At 38.2% G+C, this 19,718-nt stretch carries 22 protein-coding genes and 4 pseudogenes; 20 read left to right on the forward strand and 6 right to left on the reverse strand.

The genetic code is table 11. The features are described from left to right. The first annotated feature begins 111 nt into the window (after nucleotides 1-111). The 17 genes from GWI68_RS07290 to GWI68_RS07370 all read left to right on the forward strand — a co-directional run bounded on the left by GWI68_RS07290 (nucleotide 112) and on the right by GWI68_RS07370 (nucleotide 12,222). On the forward strand, nucleotides 112-330 hold the full coding sequence (locus GWI68_RS07290; RefSeq protein ID WP_166539825.1) for an AlpA family transcriptional regulator: 219 nt from the start codon (nucleotides 112-114) through the stop codon (nucleotides 328-330). Next, the gene (locus GWI68_RS07295) at nucleotides 330-725 is read left to right on the forward strand and encodes a hypothetical protein (protein WP_166539826.1); all 396 of its coding nucleotides are present in this window, start codon (nucleotides 330-332) and stop codon (nucleotides 723-725) included. The genes GWI68_RS07290 and GWI68_RS07295 overlap by 1 nt, the downstream gene beginning before the upstream one ends. Nucleotides 726-737: 12 nt before the next feature. Next, entirely contained in the window at nucleotides 738-1,334 is a 597-nt protein-coding gene (locus GWI68_RS07300) for a BRO family protein (protein WP_166539827.1), read from the forward strand. Further along, nucleotides 1,334-2,335, forward strand: coding sequence for a host cell division inhibitor Icd-like protein (locus GWI68_RS07305; protein ID WP_243733308.1), 1,002 nt, complete (start codon nucleotides 1,334-1,336; stop codon nucleotides 2,333-2,335). Before GWI68_RS07300 ends, GWI68_RS07305 begins: the two co-directional genes overlap by 1 nt. After that, entirely contained in the window at nucleotides 2,332-2,592 is a 261-nt protein-coding gene (locus GWI68_RS07310; protein ID WP_166539828.1) for a hypothetical protein, read from the forward strand. Before GWI68_RS07305 ends, GWI68_RS07310 begins: the two co-directional genes overlap by 4 nt. Continuing rightward, nucleotides 2,589-2,768: a hypothetical protein gene (locus GWI68_RS07315; protein ID WP_159363527.1), complete on the forward strand. Its 180-nt coding sequence runs from the start codon at nucleotides 2,589-2,591 to the stop codon at nucleotides 2,766-2,768. Before GWI68_RS07310 ends, GWI68_RS07315 begins: the two co-directional genes overlap by 4 nt. After that, on the forward strand, nucleotides 2,765-2,974 hold the full coding sequence (locus GWI68_RS07320; RefSeq protein ID WP_159363526.1) for a hypothetical protein: 210 nt from the start codon (nucleotides 2,765-2,767) through the stop codon (nucleotides 2,972-2,974). The genes GWI68_RS07315 and GWI68_RS07320 overlap by 4 nt, the downstream gene beginning before the upstream one ends. After that, complete coding sequence (locus GWI68_RS07325; RefSeq protein WP_166539829.1) at nucleotides 2,971-3,171, forward strand: hypothetical protein; 201 nt, start codon at nucleotides 2,971-2,973, stop codon at nucleotides 3,169-3,171. The genes GWI68_RS07320 and GWI68_RS07325 overlap by 4 nt, the downstream gene beginning before the upstream one ends. After that, nucleotides 3,168-3,389, forward strand: coding sequence for a hypothetical protein (locus GWI68_RS07330; protein WP_166539830.1), 222 nt, complete (start codon nucleotides 3,168-3,170; stop codon nucleotides 3,387-3,389). The genes GWI68_RS07325 and GWI68_RS07330 overlap by 4 nt, the downstream gene beginning before the upstream one ends. After that, nucleotides 3,386-3,760 carry a hypothetical protein gene (locus tag GWI68_RS07335; protein ID WP_166539831.1) on the forward strand — a complete coding sequence of 125 codons (375 nt, stop codon included), beginning with the start codon at nucleotides 3,386-3,388 and terminating at the stop codon, nucleotides 3,758-3,760. Before GWI68_RS07330 ends, GWI68_RS07335 begins: the two co-directional genes overlap by 4 nt. Continuing rightward, nucleotides 3,747-6,467, forward strand: coding sequence for a TOPRIM and DUF927 domain-containing protein (locus tag GWI68_RS07340; RefSeq protein ID WP_166539832.1), 2,721 nt, complete (start codon nucleotides 3,747-3,749; stop codon nucleotides 6,465-6,467). The genes GWI68_RS07335 and GWI68_RS07340 overlap by 14 nt, the downstream gene beginning before the upstream one ends. A gap of 483 nt (nucleotides 6,468-6,950) precedes the next feature. Beyond that, entirely contained in the window at nucleotides 6,951-7,301 is a 351-nt protein-coding gene (locus GWI68_RS07345; RefSeq protein ID WP_166539833.1) for a hypothetical protein, read from the forward strand. A gap of 200 nt (nucleotides 7,302-7,501) precedes the next feature. Then, nucleotides 7,502-7,684: a hypothetical protein gene (locus GWI68_RS07350; RefSeq protein ID WP_166539834.1), complete on the forward strand. Its 183-nt coding sequence runs from the start codon at nucleotides 7,502-7,504 to the stop codon at nucleotides 7,682-7,684. Continuing rightward, nucleotides 7,684-8,076 (forward strand): putative phage tail assembly chaperone, encoded by a 393-nt coding sequence (locus GWI68_RS07355; RefSeq protein ID WP_166539835.1) that lies wholly within the window; start codon nucleotides 7,684-7,686, stop codon nucleotides 8,074-8,076. The genes GWI68_RS07350 and GWI68_RS07355 overlap by 1 nt, the downstream gene beginning before the upstream one ends. 33 nt (nucleotides 8,077-8,109) lie before the next feature. Then, complete coding sequence (locus GWI68_RS07360) at nucleotides 8,110-10,254, forward strand: hypothetical protein (RefSeq protein ID WP_166539836.1); 2,145 nt, start codon at nucleotides 8,110-8,112, stop codon at nucleotides 10,252-10,254. 97 nt (nucleotides 10,255-10,351) lie between these two features. After that, nucleotides 10,352-11,023 carry a hypothetical protein gene (locus GWI68_RS07365; protein WP_166539837.1) on the forward strand — a complete coding sequence of 224 codons (672 nt, stop codon included), beginning with the start codon at nucleotides 10,352-10,354 and terminating at the stop codon, nucleotides 11,021-11,023. A 602-nt stretch (nucleotides 11,024-11,625) separates the two neighbouring features. Further along, the gene (locus GWI68_RS07370) at nucleotides 11,626-12,222 is read left to right on the forward strand and encodes a hypothetical protein (protein WP_166539838.1); all 597 of its coding nucleotides are present in this window, start codon (nucleotides 11,626-11,628) and stop codon (nucleotides 12,220-12,222) included. 64 nt (nucleotides 12,223-12,286) lie between these two features. On the opposite strand, the gene GWI68_RS07375 is transcribed toward GWI68_RS07370, so the two are convergent. Then, on the reverse strand, nucleotides 12,287-12,703 hold the full coding sequence (locus GWI68_RS07375) for a hypothetical protein (RefSeq protein ID WP_166539839.1): 417 nt from the start codon (nucleotides 12,701-12,703) through the stop codon (nucleotides 12,287-12,289). An 848-nt stretch (nucleotides 12,704-13,551) separates the two neighbouring features. Here GWI68_RS07375 and GWI68_RS07380 point away from each other — a divergent pair. Both GWI68_RS07380 and GWI68_RS07385 read left to right on the forward strand, forming a co-directional pair. Next, nucleotides 13,552-13,740, forward strand: a complete 189-nt coding sequence (locus GWI68_RS07380) for a hypothetical protein (RefSeq protein ID WP_166539840.1) — start codon at nucleotides 13,552-13,554, stop codon at nucleotides 13,738-13,740. Nucleotides 13,741-14,334: 594 nt separating this feature from the next. Continuing rightward, the gene (locus GWI68_RS07385; RefSeq protein ID WP_208105134.1) at nucleotides 14,335-14,616 is read left to right on the forward strand and encodes a hypothetical protein; all 282 of its coding nucleotides are present in this window, start codon (nucleotides 14,335-14,337) and stop codon (nucleotides 14,614-14,616) included. Between the two features lie 131 nt (nucleotides 14,617-14,747). Here the strand turns inward: GWI68_RS07385 and GWI68_RS07390 are convergent, their stop codons facing one another. The 3 genes and pseudogenes from GWI68_RS07390 to GWI68_RS07400 all read right to left on the reverse strand — a co-directional run bounded on the left by GWI68_RS07390 (nucleotide 14,748) and on the right by GWI68_RS07400 (nucleotide 17,319). Then, a complete protein-coding gene (locus GWI68_RS07390) occupies nucleotides 14,748-15,275 on the reverse strand; it encodes a hypothetical protein (RefSeq protein ID WP_166539841.1) in 528 nt (175 codons plus the stop codon). Nucleotides 15,276-15,708: 433 nt separating this feature from the next. Further along, nucleotides 15,709-16,128, reverse strand: a pseudogene (locus GWI68_RS07395) (tyrosine-type recombinase/integrase); the annotation flags it as partial. 10 nt (nucleotides 16,129-16,138) lie between these two features. Next, nucleotides 16,139-17,319 (reverse strand): annotated as a pseudogene (locus tag GWI68_RS07400) (IS3 family transposase). A gap of 72 nt (nucleotides 17,320-17,391) precedes the next feature. Between GWI68_RS07400 and GWI68_RS07405 the strand changes: the two are divergent. Further along, nucleotides 17,392-17,760 (forward strand): annotated as a pseudogene (locus tag GWI68_RS07405) (DUF932 domain-containing protein); the annotation flags it as partial. 148 nt (nucleotides 17,761-17,908) lie between these two features. Here the strand turns inward: GWI68_RS07405 and GWI68_RS20260 are convergent. Continuing rightward, nucleotides 17,909-18,128, reverse strand: a pseudogene (locus tag GWI68_RS20260) (hypothetical protein); the annotation flags it as partial. A gap of 706 nt (nucleotides 18,129-18,834) precedes the next feature. Then, entirely contained in the window at nucleotides 18,835-19,143 is a 309-nt protein-coding gene (locus GWI68_RS07410; protein ID WP_166539844.1) for a helix-turn-helix transcriptional regulator, read from the reverse strand. Nucleotides 19,144-19,718 lie beyond the last annotated feature (575 nt).

Below are 19,718 nucleotides of genomic sequence, written 5' to 3' on the forward strand. Positions count from 1 at the left end.
GGTAAAGAGTACCGCAACTGCGGTGACTACGATATCAAATATACATAAAGTTCCCCTGAGATCTACGGACGTCTATCTAAGCGTATCATTAATCAGATAACAGGGGGCATCATGCCAACAGTAACAACCTTAAAAGAAAACCTCATTCGCTTACCTGAAGTTATGCGTCGTACTGGCTATGGTAAAGCGTGGATTTATCGCCTCATTGAAACAGGTCAATTTCCTAAATCAGTAAAAATTGGCGCTCGTTCTATTGCTTTTGTTGAATCAGAAGTAGATGAATGGATTGCTAATAAGATTGCTGAATCACGTACTGGTGAGGTGGCATAATGGAAAAGAAAAACCACCCGTCACAGGTGGCTTCTCAGGATAACGCGACAGCATCTATTCTATCAAAGAACCCACCGAAAAAACACCGTGCCCGTTTGTATATGCTAGGTACAGGTATTAATGGATTTACAGAGAATGAAATATTAATTCATTGTCGCTTATCGTCAGGTCGTAATTATCCAAATGAATTGGAACGTTTATTAAATATCGAACTAGAACGCATTGATGAGCCTAATCCTGATGGTATTGGATCACATTATCGTTACCGCTTTAAAACGGCTCAAGATGTGCAGAAGGTTATTAATTTAATAAATAAACGTGCTGAACAAGGTAATTACCAATCAATAAATAAAGCACACGTAAATAATATTTTAAGCCTCTACCCGACAAAATAACGGAATAAGAAAATGAAACTAAAAAATAACAGCTTAAATGCTGGTGGATTCGCTCACCCTAAATTCAGTGAAGAGCCTATTTTAAATATTAACTCAGATGATATTTCCGTTATTCGATTTGAGGGGGTAGAGGTACGGATAGTTAAAATTAATAATGATCCTTGGTTCGTTGCTAAAGATGTTTGTGATGCTCTGGAATTAACCAATTCAAGGGTTGCTTTGTTGGCTCTGGATGAGGACGAAAAGAATACTGTAAGTTTAACTTACGGTATTAAAGGAAATCCAAAGCGCGGAGTAATTTCTGAGTCTGGATTTTATAAACTGATAGCCCGTAGCCGTAAGGCAACCACTAAAGGCACATTAGCGCACCGCTTCACTAATTGGGTATTCCGTGACGTTATCCCATCTATTCGTAAAACTGGCGCGTATGGTGTGCCATTCTCAGCATTAAATGACTTCACTAAGCGTCAGCAACAATACCAAATTACAGCCTCACAGCACGGGCGTGACCTTCAATCCTGTAAGCAAAAGAAAGCTGATTTACAGCGCGAAGAACGTGAATTATGGAAGAAGTACCAGCCTGATTTTCTTGATGGAGAAATCCACTAATGACGGCTATTAACTTACAAATGTTTGGTACACCCAAAGCGGTGTATCAAAGTTCAAATATCAATCAATTATCCCCAGGGTTGGGGAATATTGCCTACCAAGAGAGTGATTCCCTACTGGCAGGTAAGGGGGTAAGTTTAATTTACTCCCTTAATAATACTGTAGCTTTAAACTACGGTATTACTGGCAACCAATCAGGCAAGCTTTCGTCCGATCACTCGGTCAATATTTTGGCTCAGCAACTGGCTAAAACTTTAGCCGTTGTATCAGCGAAAATTTACGCCAATCAATCAGCAAAGAATTTTGCCAATCTAAAACGTGGAGAATTTACACCATTAGCTAAAGGTGGTTTTTCTCACGTTTCTAAAGTCGGGAAATCCCGCTATTTTAACTCGTTCATCTCAAAAAATGGAAGAATTGAGTTTTTTGAGTCCATAAAAGGTAAAATAATTGAGTTTTTACAGTCCATAAAAAAGGAATGTTGTAGGAATAGTGACGGCTATCACTTGCGCTTACTACTTAATGTTGGATATAGTGATCAGGCACTAGCAAAATCTAGTGTCAGAATTGGCGTTCTGAATATGTACAAGGCGACACATGACGCGCCTAGCGTCTTTTTTTGTGTCCATGCCTACGCATACCCACGATTTGCGGTATTATATCGCTCCGAATCTATGGTGGCGGCAGCAGAGCAACCGAAAGGTTGGCTGGTTCCCTTGTACGCCAGTAACGCCAACTCTATTGTCGTCACCACCCTTGAAATTGGCGTTTCTAGTGGTGACTCCTTAGCACAGTACAAGGAGATCATCGTTATGATGGCAACCCCTACCCAAACACAATTCAAATTTCTGTTTTTGAGCATTAAACGCTCAGATACAACCGCTAAACCTTGCCGTATCACCATTACAGCACTTAATGAGCACGATGCCAGACTCATGCTTGTACGTGATTACATCCTTGCTTTTGCTGGACGTGTGCCAGTTCAAGGAGTGACTGCATGAGCAATCTATCCCCCAAAAATTACCACCGTATTCAAGCTGAAATTAATGAAGTCATTGGCGATGTTGAGTGTTTTTCATCAGAAGAACGTAGCTGTGCCCGATTGATGAGAGTGAGAAAAGGCATGGTTCATATTCTTTGTGAGGTTCTCCCTCAAATTACCGATCCCCAAAAACAAGAGCTTTATTACTGGTTAGAAGCCATTAATCGTATCAGTGGCGCAGAAGTTGTAGATGCTAAGTTGGAGGGTAAAGCATGAACAAACCAATTCCATTAGATATCGCAATTTATAAGGCGCAACAAAATAATTCCCTATTTGCCGTTATTTTGGAACAAGCGAGTAAAGATTGTTCGCGTGAGCTAATTGATCTCATTTCTATTGCGTATGACTTCAATGCGGAAATATGCAAATCCCTTGAGGAGGCAATCAAGTGAAGACTATCAAACTAAATACTGGCGATATTGTTCGTTTTGAGTCTGCCTTAAATATCAATGAAGAAATATCCGCCTTGCTGATCCCTGTTTTAACGGCAGTCGAAAATGAAGCTGAAACTGACACTCATTTAATGCTTAGGGCAATACATCGAATCGTGAATGAACAATACCTAGCATTGAGAGATTTAGCGGAGGTGATGAAATGAGCAAGATCGATATTAAGCGCTTATTTGAGGTCTCTCTAGAGGTTCCTATGATGCGTGTTGAGCAACTTGAATCTTTACTCACTATTTGGCTTCAAGGCGAAGCTGATGAAGATACGCTCAATATGATTAGTGTAGCGTTGCTTTGCACTTCTGAAATAAAGAACGCCTTAAATAATGCGGTGGAAGATCAACGATGAAGATTGATTATTTTGACAGTGGCGCAGTCGCCAAAATCACCGTAACTAGCAACCTATTTCAGTATAAAAAACATTGTCGTGTTGTTGATGCGGTACTACTTAAAACAAATGTAACAGCCAGCACAAAGTACGGTTTGGTGATTAGAACAATTATTACAGGTAAGTCCTCGCATGTGTTGAGAGCTTATAAGTTAGCGGTAGTGGAGGCGAATAAATGAGTAATGTGATCCCATTCAAAACCAAAGCGAACTCGCTTGATGATGCGCTAAAAACCTTTGCCTTTGCTGTATTTAAAAGCCGCCCGAGTGACTTTGAGGAGTGTTACACCTACACGGAGACATGCCAAGGCCGTACTAACAAGCAACAAATTTCACCGATTGAGTACCTTTGTTTCTTAACTGAGGTTTGTTTTATTGAGCCGCTAATAGATCAGGTCGAAGAATACGAAGCGGTCGCATTGGAAGCCTTAACCAAAGCGGTAGATTGTGGGCGTCTTACTCTGGAGGGCGAGGCGTTATATCAATCTATTTTAAGTGTGTCGCGTGAGATGGCTGAACCCACAGGAGGCGCAGAGGATGAAACCAATTGATGTTATCCGTGATGTGAAGCTGAAAGCAAACGGCCAATGGCAAAATATATTATCTCACCTTGGGGCAGAAGTGCCCCTAAACACGCACACGGCTTGCCCTCATTGTGGTGGTAAAGACCGGTTTAGATTTGATAACAAGGACGGCAATGGCACGTTTATTTGTAATCAGTGCGGTTCTGGTGATGGATTAGATCTCGTTCAGCGTGTGTTAGGTGTCAGTGTAACCGAAGTCGCAAAAGAGGTTGCTGGCATGATTGGTATTGATACCCGTTCAGATATTCCACCAGCTTACCGTAGTCATGAGGTAAAAGCGCAACAGGACGCACTGAAAGCGAAGCAAGCCCAGAACCAAGCTAACGAGCAGATAGAGAAACATAAACGCTTTACAGTGCGATACAGTCGCACTATTGCTAATGCTAAACAGGGCGAATCTGAATACCTGAAAGCGAAAGGATTTGATAGTGCCACCGTGACCCTACTATCTGATGGATCGCTGATTATTCCATTGATAGACGCAGACGGCACAATCACAGCCGCACAGACCATTAAATCCAATGGCGAGAAACGACTATTACTCGATAGTGTAAAGAATGGCAGCTATTACCCCATCAATGAGTCTGTAAACATGTCTACGGTGATTATTGCTGAGGGATTGGCTACCGCCCTAACGTGTCACTTAATTCAGTCAGAAGCTCATATCGTCGCAGCGATTGACGCAGGCAACTTAATTCACGTTGCTAAAGTCATGCGCACTAAATACCCCGATAGCAAGATTATCATTGCGGGGGATAACGATATTAAGCCAGACCAAGACAATACAGGAAAGCTAGCAGCAGAAAAGGCCGCTAAGGCGGTTAATGGCATTGCGGTTTTACCGCCTACGGATGATAAAGCAGATTGGGATGACTACCGCCTATCACACGGTATTGAGGCAGCAAGACAGGCATTTAATGCCGAGGTGGATAAGCAAGGAAGTAAGGCAATGATTGAGATTGATGTGAACCACAAAGCCATTAAATCCGATCCCATGAAAACCCGCATTGAATCACGCAAAGATGGGGTATTTCTGGTGACACCCAAAGCAGACAAGGAAACGGGGGAAATCATCAATCATGAACAATGGTTATCGAACGCCATAAAACGCATTACGAAAGGGGCTAATGACCTCAATCAAGAGTATTTAATTATCGAATGGGGTAATAACAACGTTCAGGCGATACCAACGGGTGATATTGGAGAGCGTGAGGGATGGCGCACATTAAAAAACGCAGGGTTATTTGTCACGACAAAATCAGGATTAAGGCAGTCGTTCTCTGATTGGCTATTAAGGCAGCCATTCAAAGAGAATTGGAGTATCACCAATAAATCAGGTTGGCACAAAGGCGCGTATATCATGCCTGATGGTTCAATCATTGGTATACCTGAGCAACCAATATTTTTTAACGGCCAAAGCGCAGCCGCTACCGCCTACCAGACAAGCGGAACAGTAGAAAGCTGGCGGAATGGTGTAGCGCGATTAGCTGACGGAAACAGTTTTATGATGATAGCGATAGGCGCAGCACTCGCCGCACCAATGACAAGCATTATTGGGGCTGACAGCTTTGGGCTTCACTTATACGCACAGTCTACTGCTGGGAAAACCACCGCCGCAGATATGGCCGTGAGTTTATATGGCGAACCCGATTTACAGCGTTTAACGTGGTATGGCACTGAATACGGTATGACCAACGAAGCAGTAGCGCACAATGACGGACTTTTATATTTAGATGAAGTCGGACAAGGGGCAGATCCGAAACACGTCTATAAATCCGCTTACACGCTATTTAATGGCAAAGGCAAGATACAGGGTGCTAGAGAGGGCGGCAATCGTCAGGTTCAAAACTGGAAAACAGTTGCGATTAGTACAGGGGAAAAAGACATTGAAACATTTTTATCCATGGCAGGGATTAAAATCAACGCAGGGCAATTAGTGCGATTACTGAATATTCCAATGGAACGCGCCACCGAATTACATGGATGTGAATCAGGTAAAGCCCATGCCGATTTAATCAAGGTGAATTGCCGTGAAAGTTACGGAACAGCAGGACGTTACTGGATTGAATATCTATCAAGCCATAAAGACAAAGCCAAAGAAGCCTATCGAGCCGCACAGCAACGCTGGAGTAAGTTAATCCCAAGTAGCTATGGTGAGCAGGTACACCGAGCCAGTGACCGATTTGCCACACTAGAAGCTGCTTTATTGATGGGGAGTGTTATCACGGGTTGGAATGAACAGGATTGTCGTGATGTGGTTCAAGCTACCTTCAACGTGTGGGTTGCTGAGTTTGGTACAGGCAACAAAGAATATGAGCAAATCAAAGAGCAAGCCGAAGCTTTTTTGAATGCTCATGGATTAAGTCGCTTTGCCCCTATTCCTTATGACGTTAGGGATCTACCTATTAGAGAACTTGCGGGGTATAGGAAGAAAGGCAACAACGAAGATGACCCGATAATCTTTTATACCTTCCCATCGGCTTTTGAAAAAGAAATTGCTGCAGGGTTTAACTATAAGCAATTCGCTGAGGTGTTGAAAACGGCAGGTATGTTAACACCGCCTACCAGTGGCAGAGGTTATCAACGGAAAAGCCCACGTATAGACGGACGCCAATTTAATGTTTACGTCTTGCAGTTTGCCCCCGAAACAAACGATGAGGACAATAACATTTAATTAACACCATGAGATTAATAAACAAATATCCATTATTTTTTCATGTGTGTAAGTTTATCGTTTTAGTGTTGGTTCAGTTGGTTCAGTAGATAAGGTTTATTGATTTATAAGGGAAAAGTGGCATTTATTGAACCAACACTGAACCAACAAAAGGGTGTTTTGAACCAACAAAGTCTTATTTTGAACCAACATACAAGTTTAGAGCCTTTCTTCACTGGTTGGCATGTTTAGGTTTGATGTTGGTTCATTCGTGAAAAATGTTAGTTCAAATAGGGGTAATGTTGGTTCAATCTTTTTAAAGAAACTCTTTAAAAACAACCATCTTTACAAATCGAACCAACTGAACCGACTGAACCAACACCCGATCACGTATTTAATAGAAAAGATTAGCGTGATGTTTAATATATGTATCTAGAAATTGCGAAGGGAAAAAAGTTAATTATGATTAATGTATATTCAACGTTTTGAAAATGGGAGATTGTTATGAATTCGATAATAGAGAAAGACACGTATACGCCATATTTTGCTAGTCAAATAACAATAGTAGCTATTTTTTATGCTTTGTTTGTTTTTTGTGGATTAATGTTAACTAAGCATGGTTATCTTGGATTTTGGGATGCCATGTTAAATGTTAAAGGTGCCTCTCTGATTTCTGCTGCTGTTATATCCTATTTGTTTGTAGTAAGTAGAGTGGGAATATTAGTTAAAGTGATTATAGATAATGAAGATTGGTCTAAGAAAGATAAAGCAACCCGATTGCTAGAGGTTTGTTTAATCATGCTAGCCGCATTTGTGACACCATTTTATACTTTTGGGATTATAACTACAAACTAATACACTCCCCAACCGTCAAAGCATAAGCCGAGGCGGTTACTGTAATACATTTCAGTACGTCCTTTCTGTATTAATTTTGCGAACAAAAAAACAACCTAGTTATGGTTATAAATACAGTGAAATGATTCTGTTTTATACAGCTCATGTTATAATGTTTCATAATTTGCAATGATGATGACTGTTGATGCAAAAGGTGAAACATGAAAGACCAATCTAAACAACGTTCAGTGATTTTATCTCGTTGGCAGCGTGAGCAGTTAGAAACACTCTGGCAAAACCAAATGAGTGATCCGAAGTTAACTCACCATGGACTAGCAAGAACTCTTATTGATTTGGGTATTCAATCAATACAAGAAAATAAACACGAAATGAGGATGAAATAATGGAATTAGACAATATTCGATACGAGCACCAAAAAGGGCGCTTTTTAGAAACTCAAAAGCATTCAACAACACTACTTAATATTTTAAAAAACGGTGTGCGTATCAACGATGGTCAAGCAACAGTTGATTTAGAGAGTATTAACATTGGTTCGCCACAAATGGCGAATATTGAAAAATTTATACTTAAACATGTTGTAGCAACCGATGCCGACGGTAAATCATTCACGTTGAAAAAGGAGGCGGATATTGAAAGCCATTTCGATAGTCGTCGTTCTCATTATTATGCAGTGGTTATTGATGGTTTGAAATTTCATTTTGTCGATTTTATACCGGCCAGTTTTGCTTCTTCTAAGCATTTAAACTTAGCTAAAGTTTTTATGCCTAAAGGATAACGGGTATGTTTATTTATACCCTGAGGTGATGATATGGAAATAGAAGAGCTTTTGGTTAAGATTGGTGTAGATACCAGTGATGCAGGGAAAATCTCGTCATTGGTGACTCAATTAGGATCAACAGCAGCCATTATTGCTACTCAAGCAAATCAAATAAATCAAAGTCTCTCTGAAACGACAAGCGGTACAGTTGATGGCATTCAAGATGCCATTAATCAAGCTGAGCAAGCAAAAACACCCATCAGTCAATTAAAATTACTCGCATTAGGGGTTGCTGCCGTAGTGGGTATGGTCACCGCTAAAGTTTTGGGTTTTATTAATGACTCAATTGCCGGCGCTAAAGAGTTAGCCCAAGAAAAAGGCTTACTGTTCGATATTTCTAAGAAAGAACTAGCTCAAGCTGATGAGTATCAGGAGGCAATGAAGAAAACAGGGTTATCTATTGAGTCCATCAAAACAAAGATAGCGCTGAATCTTGTTCCTCAACTCACCAAAGCAACGCAAGGCTTTAATGACTGGCTAGGTGCTAATAAAGAATTAATCACCGAAGGGCTTACACAGGTCATTCAGTGGGGTGCTAAAATCATTCAGATGGTTGTTAATTCGATTAAAGCCGTCAGTAAACTAGTTGAAAGCACAGTCGGCTGGAAAGGTGCCATTCTTGGTATCATCACCATTCTAGCCATACTCAAGAAATCAATGATCATGGCGTTTATTGCCAACCCAATAACATGGGTGATTGCGGGTATTGTTGGCTTAATGCTCTTGCTTGATGATCTGATGGTTTACCTCGAAGGTGGTGATTCACTCTTTGGCGACTTTTGGGGCCCTGCTATTGAGTGGGTAAAGTCTGTCATTGCATGGTGGAATAAGTTCTATGCTGAAAACAAAGTTATCTTTGATGCTCTAGAGGCGACATTTAAAAAAGCCTTTGATGCGATGATGACTATTTTTGGCGGTGTTATTAGCTATCTCTTCAATGCGCTTAAATTCTGGGTTGGGTTGTTTACTGGCGACACGGAAATGATGAGTGAGGCATGGGATGGAATGGTCAATTCCCTTATGCAGATATGGGATGGATTAGTCGAGCAGTTAAAAAACTGGTTTGCTTTATGGGATATAATGTGGACGATTGCAGGTAATGTCGCTTCCAATATATGGGAGGCGATTAAATCAGGTGCCGGCAAAGCACTTGATTGGATGAAAGATAAAGCGTCACTATTTGTCTTTGCCCTTGCAGAAGTATTCGACGACATCATTGATTTTATTACTTATCCATTTATCTTGGCTTGGGAAAATATCACTGAGTTATTCTCAAACTTAGTTGATAACACCAAGGCACTCCTGAGGCGGATAGGCGATATCTTCAGCTCGGTTATTGATGCGATTAAAAAGCCATTCTCCAAGTCATTCCAGTGGGTTAAATCGAAGAGTAAATCCTTTGTTAGTGAAATAAAGGACGCATTCAAGCCCATTATCGACTTTATTCTCTCACCATTTAAAGCGGGCTTTGATTTAGTTAAGAAGCTCTACGAAACCTTTACCAGCGATTCTACATCATGGACTGAAAAGCTCGACATTGCTTTCACTGCGATTAAAGACTTCCTGTTTACACCATTCCAAGCAGGGTGGGATTTAGTCAAAGGGTTATTCAATATCAGTGATGCTGATGCTAAGAAGTTTGTAGATGATATTGGTAAGGCTATGAGTGATGTAACTGACCTTATCAAAAAACCTTTTGAGATCGCGTTAGATTGGGTTAAGGAAGAATTTGGCTGGGTCATTAACGCTGTTGTTGGCGGGCTTAAAAAGCTAACAGGTAGCAAAGATGATACTGCCGAAAATGTAGAGCTAACCCCTGAGGAACAGAAAGCATTAAATGAAAAGGTTAATGCGGTTACAGGTGCGGTAAATGATACTGCGGGATTGGCTTCTGGTAGTTTGATTGACGCGATTAACCAGCTAGCTTACTTGCCTGACAATATGAATGCCATGATTGCGAACGCAAGGGCTAACGCTGGAGGTAATACGTCATCTACACGCAGTGATATAAATGTCACTGTTAAACAGGATATTAGGACAAGCGATCCTGTGAAGGCTGCTAACCTATCTGCCAGCGGAACTGATATGGCTCTAAAGCGAACATATCTGAATAGTCAAAGTGCTATGAATAAGTAGTAATTAGATCAACATCTTTATTTTTTGCTTGCTATAAGCCCTTGTGATGGTTAAATGGAATTGTAAAGTTTTGTTTAATTATCATAAGGGTTTTTTGATGAAGAAAATATTTATGGTTGCTGTTATATCTTCCTTATTAGTTGGCTGTAAGGTTGATTTAGAAACGAAAATAAATACAGATGACTTATTGTCTAGTGAGCAAAAAATTGTCAAGGGAGATATTAATTTCGAAGTCTCTTCATGTAATGATTTTGAAGATTCCAGAAAAGAATCTAAGTCATTAATAGAATTAAAAAATAAAGTACCTACAATTTTTAGAGATGTGGAATATGTTGAATGTTATAAGCAAAAATTTGATTCATTCGCACATTTCTCAATACCTGTTGGTGTTGGCAAGGTTGAAGAAGACCAAAAGATTATTGATACGGATCTAATGGTTTTTTCTTACAAAGATATATTGGCTGGTGTTAATGCTTCCGAAGGGTTAATTAAAAGAATTAAACAAGCAGAAAAAGATTCACACCAAAAGATGGATTTTAGTATCAGCATTATTCTTGTACCCGGTAACATGAAAATTGATAAGGCAGTTGCGTTAGGTGTGACATTTACAGGAAATGCCTCTAAAAATGATCCAGTGTTAATAAGCGGAATTAAATTTGGCAAGAAACCACTGACTTTTAAATTATCAGATGTATCAGTAAACCAATTAATACAATACGGTACAGTTCCACTCTTAGTTACTCCTGAATATTTCACACAATATAAGTGATATATATCATCATATTAAAGCCCTTTAACATTGAGTTGGGGCTTAATGATGATGAGTAAGTAGTTAATCATTGATAAAGTTTATATTGAGATCGAGGTAACGGAGTCACTAGAGTGGATGTGTAAGATAGAGACTTTCGTGAACAGTACGCGCGTAAGTGAAATGACTTTTCGGGCACGTTAAGAACACGGTTTATACATCCTACAGGGAATAGTTTTCGGACATCTTAGAGGGAATTTTCGGACACGTTAGAAAGACTGTAAATATAGGCTGATAGCGACAAAAATAAATATTAAATCCTAACAAATCTTAACGTTTTTCTAATGTCTCAATCCTAAGTTTTCCTAAGGTTATTTCATGTGAAGCCTTGAGGTTTCTTAAGGGCAAATGCTGACACTTGCTAACGTTCCAGATGATAAGGATTGATAAGGTAAATTGCGCACAGCCTCCACCGCACCTTAAAAAATATATAAATTATTTTATGCAAACATGTATCAGAATGTATCGATAAATTGGATATATCATTATGGGAGAAGTAGTATTCAAATTTGCCTAAGTGTTATTATTATAAAAAGTAAGTAAAAAGAATGGTGGTAATTACTATGAAATGGGCTTGTATAATAAGTTTTATACGTCGAGTTTTTAAAATCAAAACTTGCATATTTATAAATAGAGCGCCTGACTGTATTTTCAGAAGTATCAAGGGATCTTTGCTGAATACTGGTCAAACCAGAAGAGTCTTTGAAATAAAAGGGTGTTCTAAATACATTATTAAGGAACAAATAAGTAACTCAAAAAACAGTTCCCGTCATAATGAAGTAGAAAACTATTTTTATAGTTTTGCTTTAAATGCAAATAATACTGAAATGGTAAATTCTCTTGCAAAAGTATTAGCAATAAGTAAGACAGGAAAATATCTGATTATGCAAAAATTGGAAACACCTGTCCCAGTAACGGAAATATTTGGATATTATCCAGTTGAAGTGTCAGATAGAAAGTTAAGTAACTTTGGGTATGCTTGTAATGAAAAACGGGTGAAAATGCTAGATTATTCAACCTTAGTAGATGAGATGAATGCTCAGCCATTAGATGAATTAACAATTTCAGGCACAGTGAAATTGTTAGATTTAAATCAATTACGAAATAATGAGCGTGATTCTAGAGATTTACTAGAAAAACTTAACAACCTGTTAATGTAACACTATTCCATAGGCACCAGCATGAATATATTGGCTTAATTAAATTCATTTTCTTGAGGGAAATTCAATTTAGCTTTCCAATAATATCCTTATGACGCTTCCACGCTGAATAAATATCCTTATCCCACGCTTTGCCGCCCTTAGTCTGGTAGCCTGCCTCATTAATACGTTCAGCGATAATGCGTCCGTTATCTATACCCTCTGATAGCACTAAATTAACCACAGAAACGACAGCAGACTCATTATAGGTATAAGGTGGGATATCTGCCTTGCCAGCAATTAAAGAAGCTACAGACGATTCTAGGCGTTCCACTAGCGATAACATACGAGCATCAGGATTGCTGTCTGGGCGGTTTAGCTTCTCTTTGATAGCTGAGACTAGCCACGCTGTTTTATCAGCGCCAGAGTTCGATACAGCATCATTAAACAGGGCTTGTAGTTCAGCAGGTAGACGAAAGGCAATAAGATTAGATTTACTCATGATAATAGTCCGTTATTAACTCAGTGAGTGCTTATTATATCAGCGTATAACGGTGTTATACAGATTAGAAAATATAAAATTGCTGGTGGATTTAACGAGTAATTGTATAACTTAATATAACAAAGTCAGGGTAACTTGCTGTAAAACAAGCAAAGCGTATTATTGCGCCGCTATAACTAATTGAATATATGGCAAAGCTCAAATTTGAGCGCAGTCTAATTTTACTAACAAAATCAATCGGCTCATTTTTGAGCCTGTATTAATCAATAAAATCAGTCTCCTCAAAATTGAGACGGTATTAATAATGATGATTATGACCATAGTCGGAAAGGGTAACAGTTGAAATGCTATCCTTGATACTGAGGACGGTTTGAAATGAAGTTCTCATATCAAAACTACAAATTAGTGCCTTTAGCCAAAGTAGCTAAATATTAGCTGATACGGCTAACGGATGATTAGGCCTTTATATGTTTATAATTGTTAACATTAAAACCTGACAAAACCTGACAACGTTTATTTATTTTAGGTACACAGTAGATGCGTATTTAATTCTCGCATTTCACTATAATCAAATAAAATCATGATGTTGTGTAAAAGTACGCAGAATGGTACGCAGCGAAATGATATTATTTGCATCGGTAACTATTTGATTATCCCGAGACCGTCACTTTGGGCTTACACTGAGGTAGCGTATCCCAATCTACTAGCTTGGTCGCCATTGTGACGGTTGCCACTTTAGTCGCCAGCAAAACAGCATGTTTTATGCTAGTGGATTGATAGGTTTTGATTGCTCCAATTCAGCACAATCAGGGTATAGCGATAATCACAACACCTTTTGATGTATAGCCATGTTACAACGTGAAGCAATAGAAGCCGTTATGATGGAGTTAGCCCACCAGCAAGGACAATCACTCAATGGACGCGATAGGTTAGTCATTAGAACAGGTGTGGCTCATACAATACAAGCTAAAGAGCGTCATAGGCAGAGAATGACAGCATCTACCTACCAATGGACTAAGCCGGCACCGAAACGCTGATGCGAAGATAGTCGCAATGGTCAAATACTAAGCGAAGCACTAAAAAGTGCGACGGTATACAGGTATAGATTGCCTTGGAATCAAGGGCACGTAAGGCAGCTAAATAGTGCTCCTTAACCTCAAGGAGTCATGAGGCTCTGGAATTGGAGGCTCGTCACTGGCTGGCAATATTCTAATAATGTTCATGAGATAAAAGTAACCACAATGCAAATAAGCATTGCGATACCCACAGGACAATTTTGTCCTATTAATAAATATCAATAAGTTACCGTGACGCAAATATGCGTTACCAAATAAAGCAATAGTTTATCTACTCTAAGCATGAATAACCAAAGCTAAAATAACGGTTCTATTACGGTTCGTATAATGCGATTGAGCAACAAGATTACAACAAGGGTTACGGCAAGATTACGGCAAGGGTTAAGCTGATAACGGTAAGGTTACACTAAGGTTTTATTACATGCGGGATTATCCCGTATCATCATTGGTCACTGATTTAGTGACCAGTGGCAGAAGTAATTCCGGTGAATCGACGGAATTAAGAGTTATCAATGCGTTATACTACCCATAGTCTCAACAGCTAGCAGGTAAGCCATGCATACATACCGAAAAGGAAAAAATACCATAGCAACAGTAATCGGGATCATCACAAAGCCACCTCAGCGAATCAAAACAGCCACAGGTAAAGTTATGGCCACGATGACTATTCAAGCTGAGAGTGATAAGCGTAGCCCGTACCCATTAAAGATAGTGGCATTCGATATTAACGCGCTGGAGCTTATGACCTACCAGAAAGGAAATAAAGTAACTGCTACAGGTCGCTATGAATGGTTTAATGGTTATCAGCTAACAGGGGCGCAGATAGTTACTGGTTAGTAAAAGTTAGTATCAATAAACCGATTTGAAGTCGGTAAATCTAAAGAGGATATTTCACCTCTTTAAGATGATCAGTTTAACTAACATCAAAACTAATGTGATTCGAAATTATTTTGTTGAAAATAGCATGATTATATAATCATTAAACCAAGCTCACTATTTGATAGATGGATGGTATCGTGATATTGGTACACATATTCATTAAGCCTATTTTGTGCTTTATTTTTATCTGTCTTGCTTGATTCGGTATAAAAACCGACACACCAAAATGAGCGGCTTACATCAGCAGATTGTCTTATGGATAATACCTTAGATACATCGTCTTCCATTTTTGATAGTAGTGAACAAGCTTTTTTAGCGCATTTTAATTCAATGAATATATATGAGTTTTTTTTACACCGTTTTTTCCTAAACTTTAGATCAATAAACATATTAATATTGCTTTTATTCTTCCGTCTATCGCAAGGGTATCTAACTTCTCGTTCTATTTCTTTTATTGAGTCGTGATGAGACATATAGAACTCCAGTTCTAGTTGAAGCCATTTTTCCCAGTCACTTATCTTATTGGTACAAATCATATTTAATCGATTCTTGATATGTTCTTGTTCAAGAAACATATGAATCAAGGCTTTTACAGTATTAAAATCAGCCTGCTCCATGGAAACCCTCAAGGTAGTACAACATAAAAACAACATGCAGGTTAAACTGAGTTATCCAGATTGTGGAGTATTATTTTTCTGTACTAAATAATATTTTCTCAATCGGGAGAGCCTCGGTAAAAGTCAAAAAAACGAGTGTAAAATATTTTTTGGGTTACTATTGCTCTATTTGAAATGGAAGCAGTGAAAAACACGGGGATGGTTATTTCTGGCCAGCATTTCATTATCTGCAATAAAATTACTATTGATGATATTTATGCAATGCTGGTGACTTTGGGAAAACTGAAGCCTGAACCTCTTAATTTTTTAGTCACAAAACAAAAAGGGGGCATAATTGGGGGCATGATACAAAATTGAATGAATTTAAATCAAATATAATCAGTATGATATGTCTTTATATTGAATCCTGTAGGGGCCATTTAAAATCAATGAGTTACGCTAATTTTAATCCAACTTGGTTTTTGCTTTGTGTCGTATTTGTGTCGTTATCATTAAAAACGTCATCAATTTTACGTGCATGTTCTGTCAAATGGATCGGTGCTAGATGAGCATACCTTCTAACCATTTCGATACTTTCCCAACCACCCATTTCTTGTAACGCTGTTAGTGGTACGCCAGATTGAATTAACCAACTCGCCCATGTATGTCGCAGATCATGAAAGTGGAAGTTTTCTATCCCAGCTCTTTTTAGAGCAGTTCTCCATGCTGTGTTAGAATCAACTCGCATTTTTCTAATACATGGCGTTAATGTTCCGTCCGGTCTCTTTTTTGATTCAGTGTGAACAAATACCCATTTATGATGGTTTCCTATTTGCTCCTTAAGAGCCTGACAAGCAGTGTCATTTAAAGCTATACTGTAGTGGTCAACAAAAATTGGCCACCGTTTTAGAGTTTTCCCAATACAATCGTTCTGATTCATTGGGCGTTAAGCCACCGTTATATTGATGAGGTCTAAGCTGGCTATAATACCCGATGATATATCGGGTTATTTCTTGCTGTGCTTCTATAAAATTACGTTAGCCTAAAATGGGGACCCATTCTGTCTTTAAACTTCGAAAGAATCGCTCCATCGGCGCATTATCCCAGCAATTACCCCGCCGAGATAAACTTTGCTTTATCTGATAACGCCATAATAATTGGCGATATTGGTGGCTTGTATAATGGCTTCCTTGATCTGAATGAAGCAGGATATTTCTTGGTTTACCTCTTGATTCAAAAGCCATTGATAATGCTTTTCCTGTTAGTTGGCTATCCGGTGAAAATGACATCGCCCAACCAACGGGTTTTCGAGCAAATAAATCCATCACAACAGCAAGATACATCCAACGGTTACCTGACCAAATATACGTTACGTCACCCACCCAAACTTGGTTTGGCTCCGTGACCGCAAATTGACGCCGTAGATGATTAGGTATTTCAACGTGCTCTTGAGTCGCTTTTTTATATCGATGCTTCGGTGTTTGGCAACTCACAAAGCCAAGTAATTTCATTAATTTAGTTGCACGATAGCGCGTTAAAGGAACCTGTTTTGTATTCGATACAATGTCAGCAATAGTACGAGTTCCAGCAGAACCGTGACTGCTTTCATGGGCTTCTCGAACAAGAGCCCTAAGCCGTATTTGCTCCGCTGATGGTGCCTTTGAGCGATGACGCCAATATTGATAGCTACTGCGATGAACACTGAACACGTTACACAGTTGTTTAATACTAAAGCGCCGACTGAGTTTCTCGAACAACGAGAATTGTTCAGGGAGTCCAACATCACCAGCGCTGTAGCCTTTTTTAAGATTTCATTATGCTCTTCAAGTCGTGCGATTTTCTTTTTCAATTCACGGATTTCTACTTATTTTGGCGTCATGGGCGACGCTTTTGGTGAAATACCTTTGCGTTCTAGCTTGAGTTGCCGAACCCACTTGTCCATGGTTGATTTACCGACGTCCATCGCGTTGGCGGCCTCGACTACGGAGTAGCTTTGATCAAGCACCAGTTGAGCTGCTTCAAGTTTGAATTCTGCACTGAAAAGTCGTCTTATGAGTTTTGCCATAATTATCACCTATCTGTTTATGAAGTGATGATATCACCTCTGAGTTGGTGACCAAATTAACTATGCCACTACATAGACACCTTTGAGACTGTTGCTGAAAAGCGAGAACAGATGCAATCACTATTGTTATCTTCACAAGCACAACAAGCCTTAGCGCAAGCTGCACTTACGTATCGTTATGGTGAGGAACATCAACCTATTACTGAGGAACAAGTATTACAGCCTCGTCGCTGGGAGGATAAGAAAGATGATCTGTGGACGGTATACCAACGTTTACAGGAAAACTTAATTAAAGGGGGACTATCGGGTAGAAATGCGAAAGGCAAGCGAGCTCGCACTCGTTCAGTGAATAGCATTGATGGGGATATTAAGTTGAATAAGGCGCTGTGGGTGATGACAGAAAAGATGTATGGGTGTTTTGAAAGTCGGCATGCAATTTGATAAAGTTTTGGTTTACATAATTGTGAGCTCATGAAAACGGGGCCTTTAGTGTAAACTAGAAGCCGTAATTATTTTATAGAAAAATAATTGTTGGTATATTTGTTGGTATAAAATTTATCGAACACGATATTTTCATTATAAAACAATGTTAATTGACTCGTGTTCGAATCCTGTAGGGCGCTAATTTTAATCCAACTTGTTTTTTGTTTTGTGTCGTATTTATGTCGTTCTCATTAAAAACGTCATCAATTTGTCGTGCATGTTCTGTCAAATGGTGGTGCTAAGTGAGCATACCTTCTAACCATTTCGATACTTTCCCAGTCTCTGATCTCTTGTAATACGGTTAATGAAATACTAGAGTAGATTAACATCTATTTAAGCAGTAAATATAACCATTCACTAAAAGTGTGGTGTCAACGGGATCGCCCAGAAAACACACACTTTCCTCTTATTAATACAATAAAATCAATAAAATAGATTGTAATAATTAAATTAGCGCTATAATGAGAAAAAATTTAAATCCTGAAGATGATGCTAAGTTACAAAAAAATACGAGCTAAAATTTAAATGCCAGTGACTTTTGTTGTAGATAATAATAAGGATAAGTTGAAAAAACTACTTATAGAAAAATAAATGGTAAAACAGCTCAAGAAATAATTGAGGTGGGTGAGAAGAAATAACAAATCTCGCGAAAGGGAGCTTTACTCTAATATCAAGTCATCCGATTTATGGTGGCAAGATAAAATTAAAAATTTTTCCTTCAGAGCTTATTTATTGGCTAGGTGAGTATTTTAATATTGAGAAGTCGATGAGTTATCATCAGAAGAAATAGTAGCTTATTTGATAGAAGGCTCTAATAGAAAATTATCTCATGTGCTAGAAATTCCATTAAAACATTCAATTTCTAAAAATATTAACAATTGATTCTTTGTTTTAACAAAAAAATCAATCGATTGATTATGTAAGTGGATAATATTTTATCTAATTGAAAGAAAGCAAAAAGTCGCGACGTTTTTTTTCGTTAAAATAGCTTAGATGTTAAATCAGCTAACGCTAGAAAATTTTCTTTATTTTTTATTTAAGACTGCGACGTTTTCTATTTCTTGAGACAACAATATCACTTGATGATAAGGCTGTTTTAGCCCATGTATTTATCATGGGGGACATTACTTCAGAATGGATCAATAAACTTTGTGGAGAAACTCCTAATATTAGGGCTATGGTAATTAATTGATCTACCGTTATTTTTATATGGCCATTTTCTAAACGTGAATAGTGTTGCTGGCTTATTCCGAGCTTCCGTCCCATTTCAACACCGCTTATTTTTAATTGTTTTCTTTTCTGCTTAATTCGTTGACCTACCACAATACTAATTGCGTTCATATTTACTTCTCCTTTTTAAAAAGATAGTAGCGTAAAAACACTTAAAGATCGATATTAGCGATCAAAAATCAATTATTGATAGTTGCTGTCTATTGATATTTGCTTATTAAAAGATTTAAACCGTTTTACCTAAAACAACTATTTAGATAAATTATGTCAGCATTTAATGGTTTTTTCGTTTGTTAATGACGAAATAAGAGTATTAAATAAGAATAATATTATTTAAGTGGATTTGATATGAGAAGTGAAACTACTCTTTTATAGAGTTGTGGTGATGAGATGGAGAAAAAAATACACTTATTTTGTGTTTATGCCTAATAAGCTAGATTTCAATGATTCAGGTTTTTTATTATCAATTTATATTTTTGATATCTTATATTTCTATCCAGTAATTAATTATGTCAATTATTTTTTAAAATCATCTTTATATTCATGTTAACGCAATAAAGTTGTTGTAATATCTTAATTGAAATAAATGAACATATTTAAATAAAAAAGATAATATAACTCATTATATTGCTTTGATTGATTTAAAAAATAAAATCAAAAAGAGCCCTATTAAAGGCTCCTTATGA

It is taken from the genome of Proteus sp. G2669, assembly GCF_009915245.1.
Taxonomy (GTDB): Bacteria; Pseudomonadota; Gammaproteobacteria; order Enterobacterales; family Enterobacteriaceae; genus Proteus.

Bases quoted from the DNA above. Each gene is read 5' to 3' on its own strand.
- GWI68_RS07375 (WP_166539839.1), bottom strand. From the start codon at position 12,703: ATGAGTAAATCTAATCTTATTGCCTTTCGTCTACCTGCTGAACTACAA.
- GWI68_RS07310 (WP_166539828.1), top strand. From the start codon at position 2,332: ATGAGCAATCTATCCCCCAAAAATTACCACCGTATTCAAGCTGAAATT.
- GWI68_RS07295 (WP_166539826.1), top strand. From the start codon at position 330: ATGGAAAAGAAAAACCACCCGTCACAGGTGGCTTCTCAGGATAACGCG.
- GWI68_RS07315 (WP_159363527.1), top strand. From the start codon at position 2,589: ATGAACAAACCAATTCCATTAGATATCGCAATTTATAAGGCGCAACAA.
- GWI68_RS07335 (WP_166539831.1), top strand. From the start codon at position 3,386: ATGAGTAATGTGATCCCATTCAAAACCAAAGCGAACTCGCTTGATGAT.
- GWI68_RS07410 (WP_166539844.1), bottom strand. From the start codon at position 19,143: ATGAACGCAATTAGTATTGTGGTAGGTCAACGAATTAAGCAGAAAAGA.
- GWI68_RS07325 (WP_166539829.1), top strand. From the start codon at position 2,971: ATGAGCAAGATCGATATTAAGCGCTTATTTGAGGTCTCTCTAGAGGTT.
- GWI68_RS07290 (WP_166539825.1), top strand. From the start codon at position 112: ATGCCAACAGTAACAACCTTAAAAGAAAACCTCATTCGCTTACCTGAA.
- GWI68_RS07300 (WP_166539827.1), top strand. From the start codon at position 738: ATGAAACTAAAAAATAACAGCTTAAATGCTGGTGGATTCGCTCACCCT.
- GWI68_RS07365 (WP_166539837.1), top strand. From the start codon at position 10,352: ATGAAGAAAATATTTATGGTTGCTGTTATATCTTCCTTATTAGTTGGC.
- GWI68_RS07340 (WP_166539832.1), top strand. From the start codon at position 3,747: ATGAAACCAATTGATGTTATCCGTGATGTGAAGCTGAAAGCAAACGGC.
- GWI68_RS07370 (WP_166539838.1), top strand. From the start codon at position 11,626: ATGAAATGGGCTTGTATAATAAGTTTTATACGTCGAGTTTTTAAAATC.
- GWI68_RS07305 (WP_243733308.1), top strand. From the start codon at position 1,334: ATGACGGCTATTAACTTACAAATGTTTGGTACACCCAAAGCGGTGTAT.
- GWI68_RS07380 (WP_166539840.1), top strand. From the start codon at position 13,552: ATGTTACAACGTGAAGCAATAGAAGCCGTTATGATGGAGTTAGCCCAC.
- GWI68_RS07350 (WP_166539834.1), top strand. From the start codon at position 7,502: ATGAAAGACCAATCTAAACAACGTTCAGTGATTTTATCTCGTTGGCAG.
- GWI68_RS07390 (WP_166539841.1), bottom strand. From the start codon at position 15,275: ATGGAGCAGGCTGATTTTAATACTGTAAAAGCCTTGATTCATATGTTT.
- GWI68_RS07385 (WP_208105134.1), top strand. From the start codon at position 14,335: ATGCATACATACCGAAAAGGAAAAAATACCATAGCAACAGTAATCGGG.
- GWI68_RS07355 (WP_166539835.1), top strand. From the start codon at position 7,684: ATGGAATTAGACAATATTCGATACGAGCACCAAAAAGGGCGCTTTTTA.
- GWI68_RS07360 (WP_166539836.1), top strand. From the start codon at position 8,110: ATGGAAATAGAAGAGCTTTTGGTTAAGATTGGTGTAGATACCAGTGAT.
- GWI68_RS07330 (WP_166539830.1), top strand. From the start codon at position 3,168: ATGAAGATTGATTATTTTGACAGTGGCGCAGTCGCCAAAATCACCGTA.
- GWI68_RS07345 (WP_166539833.1), top strand. From the start codon at position 6,951: ATGAATTCGATAATAGAGAAAGACACGTATACGCCATATTTTGCTAGT.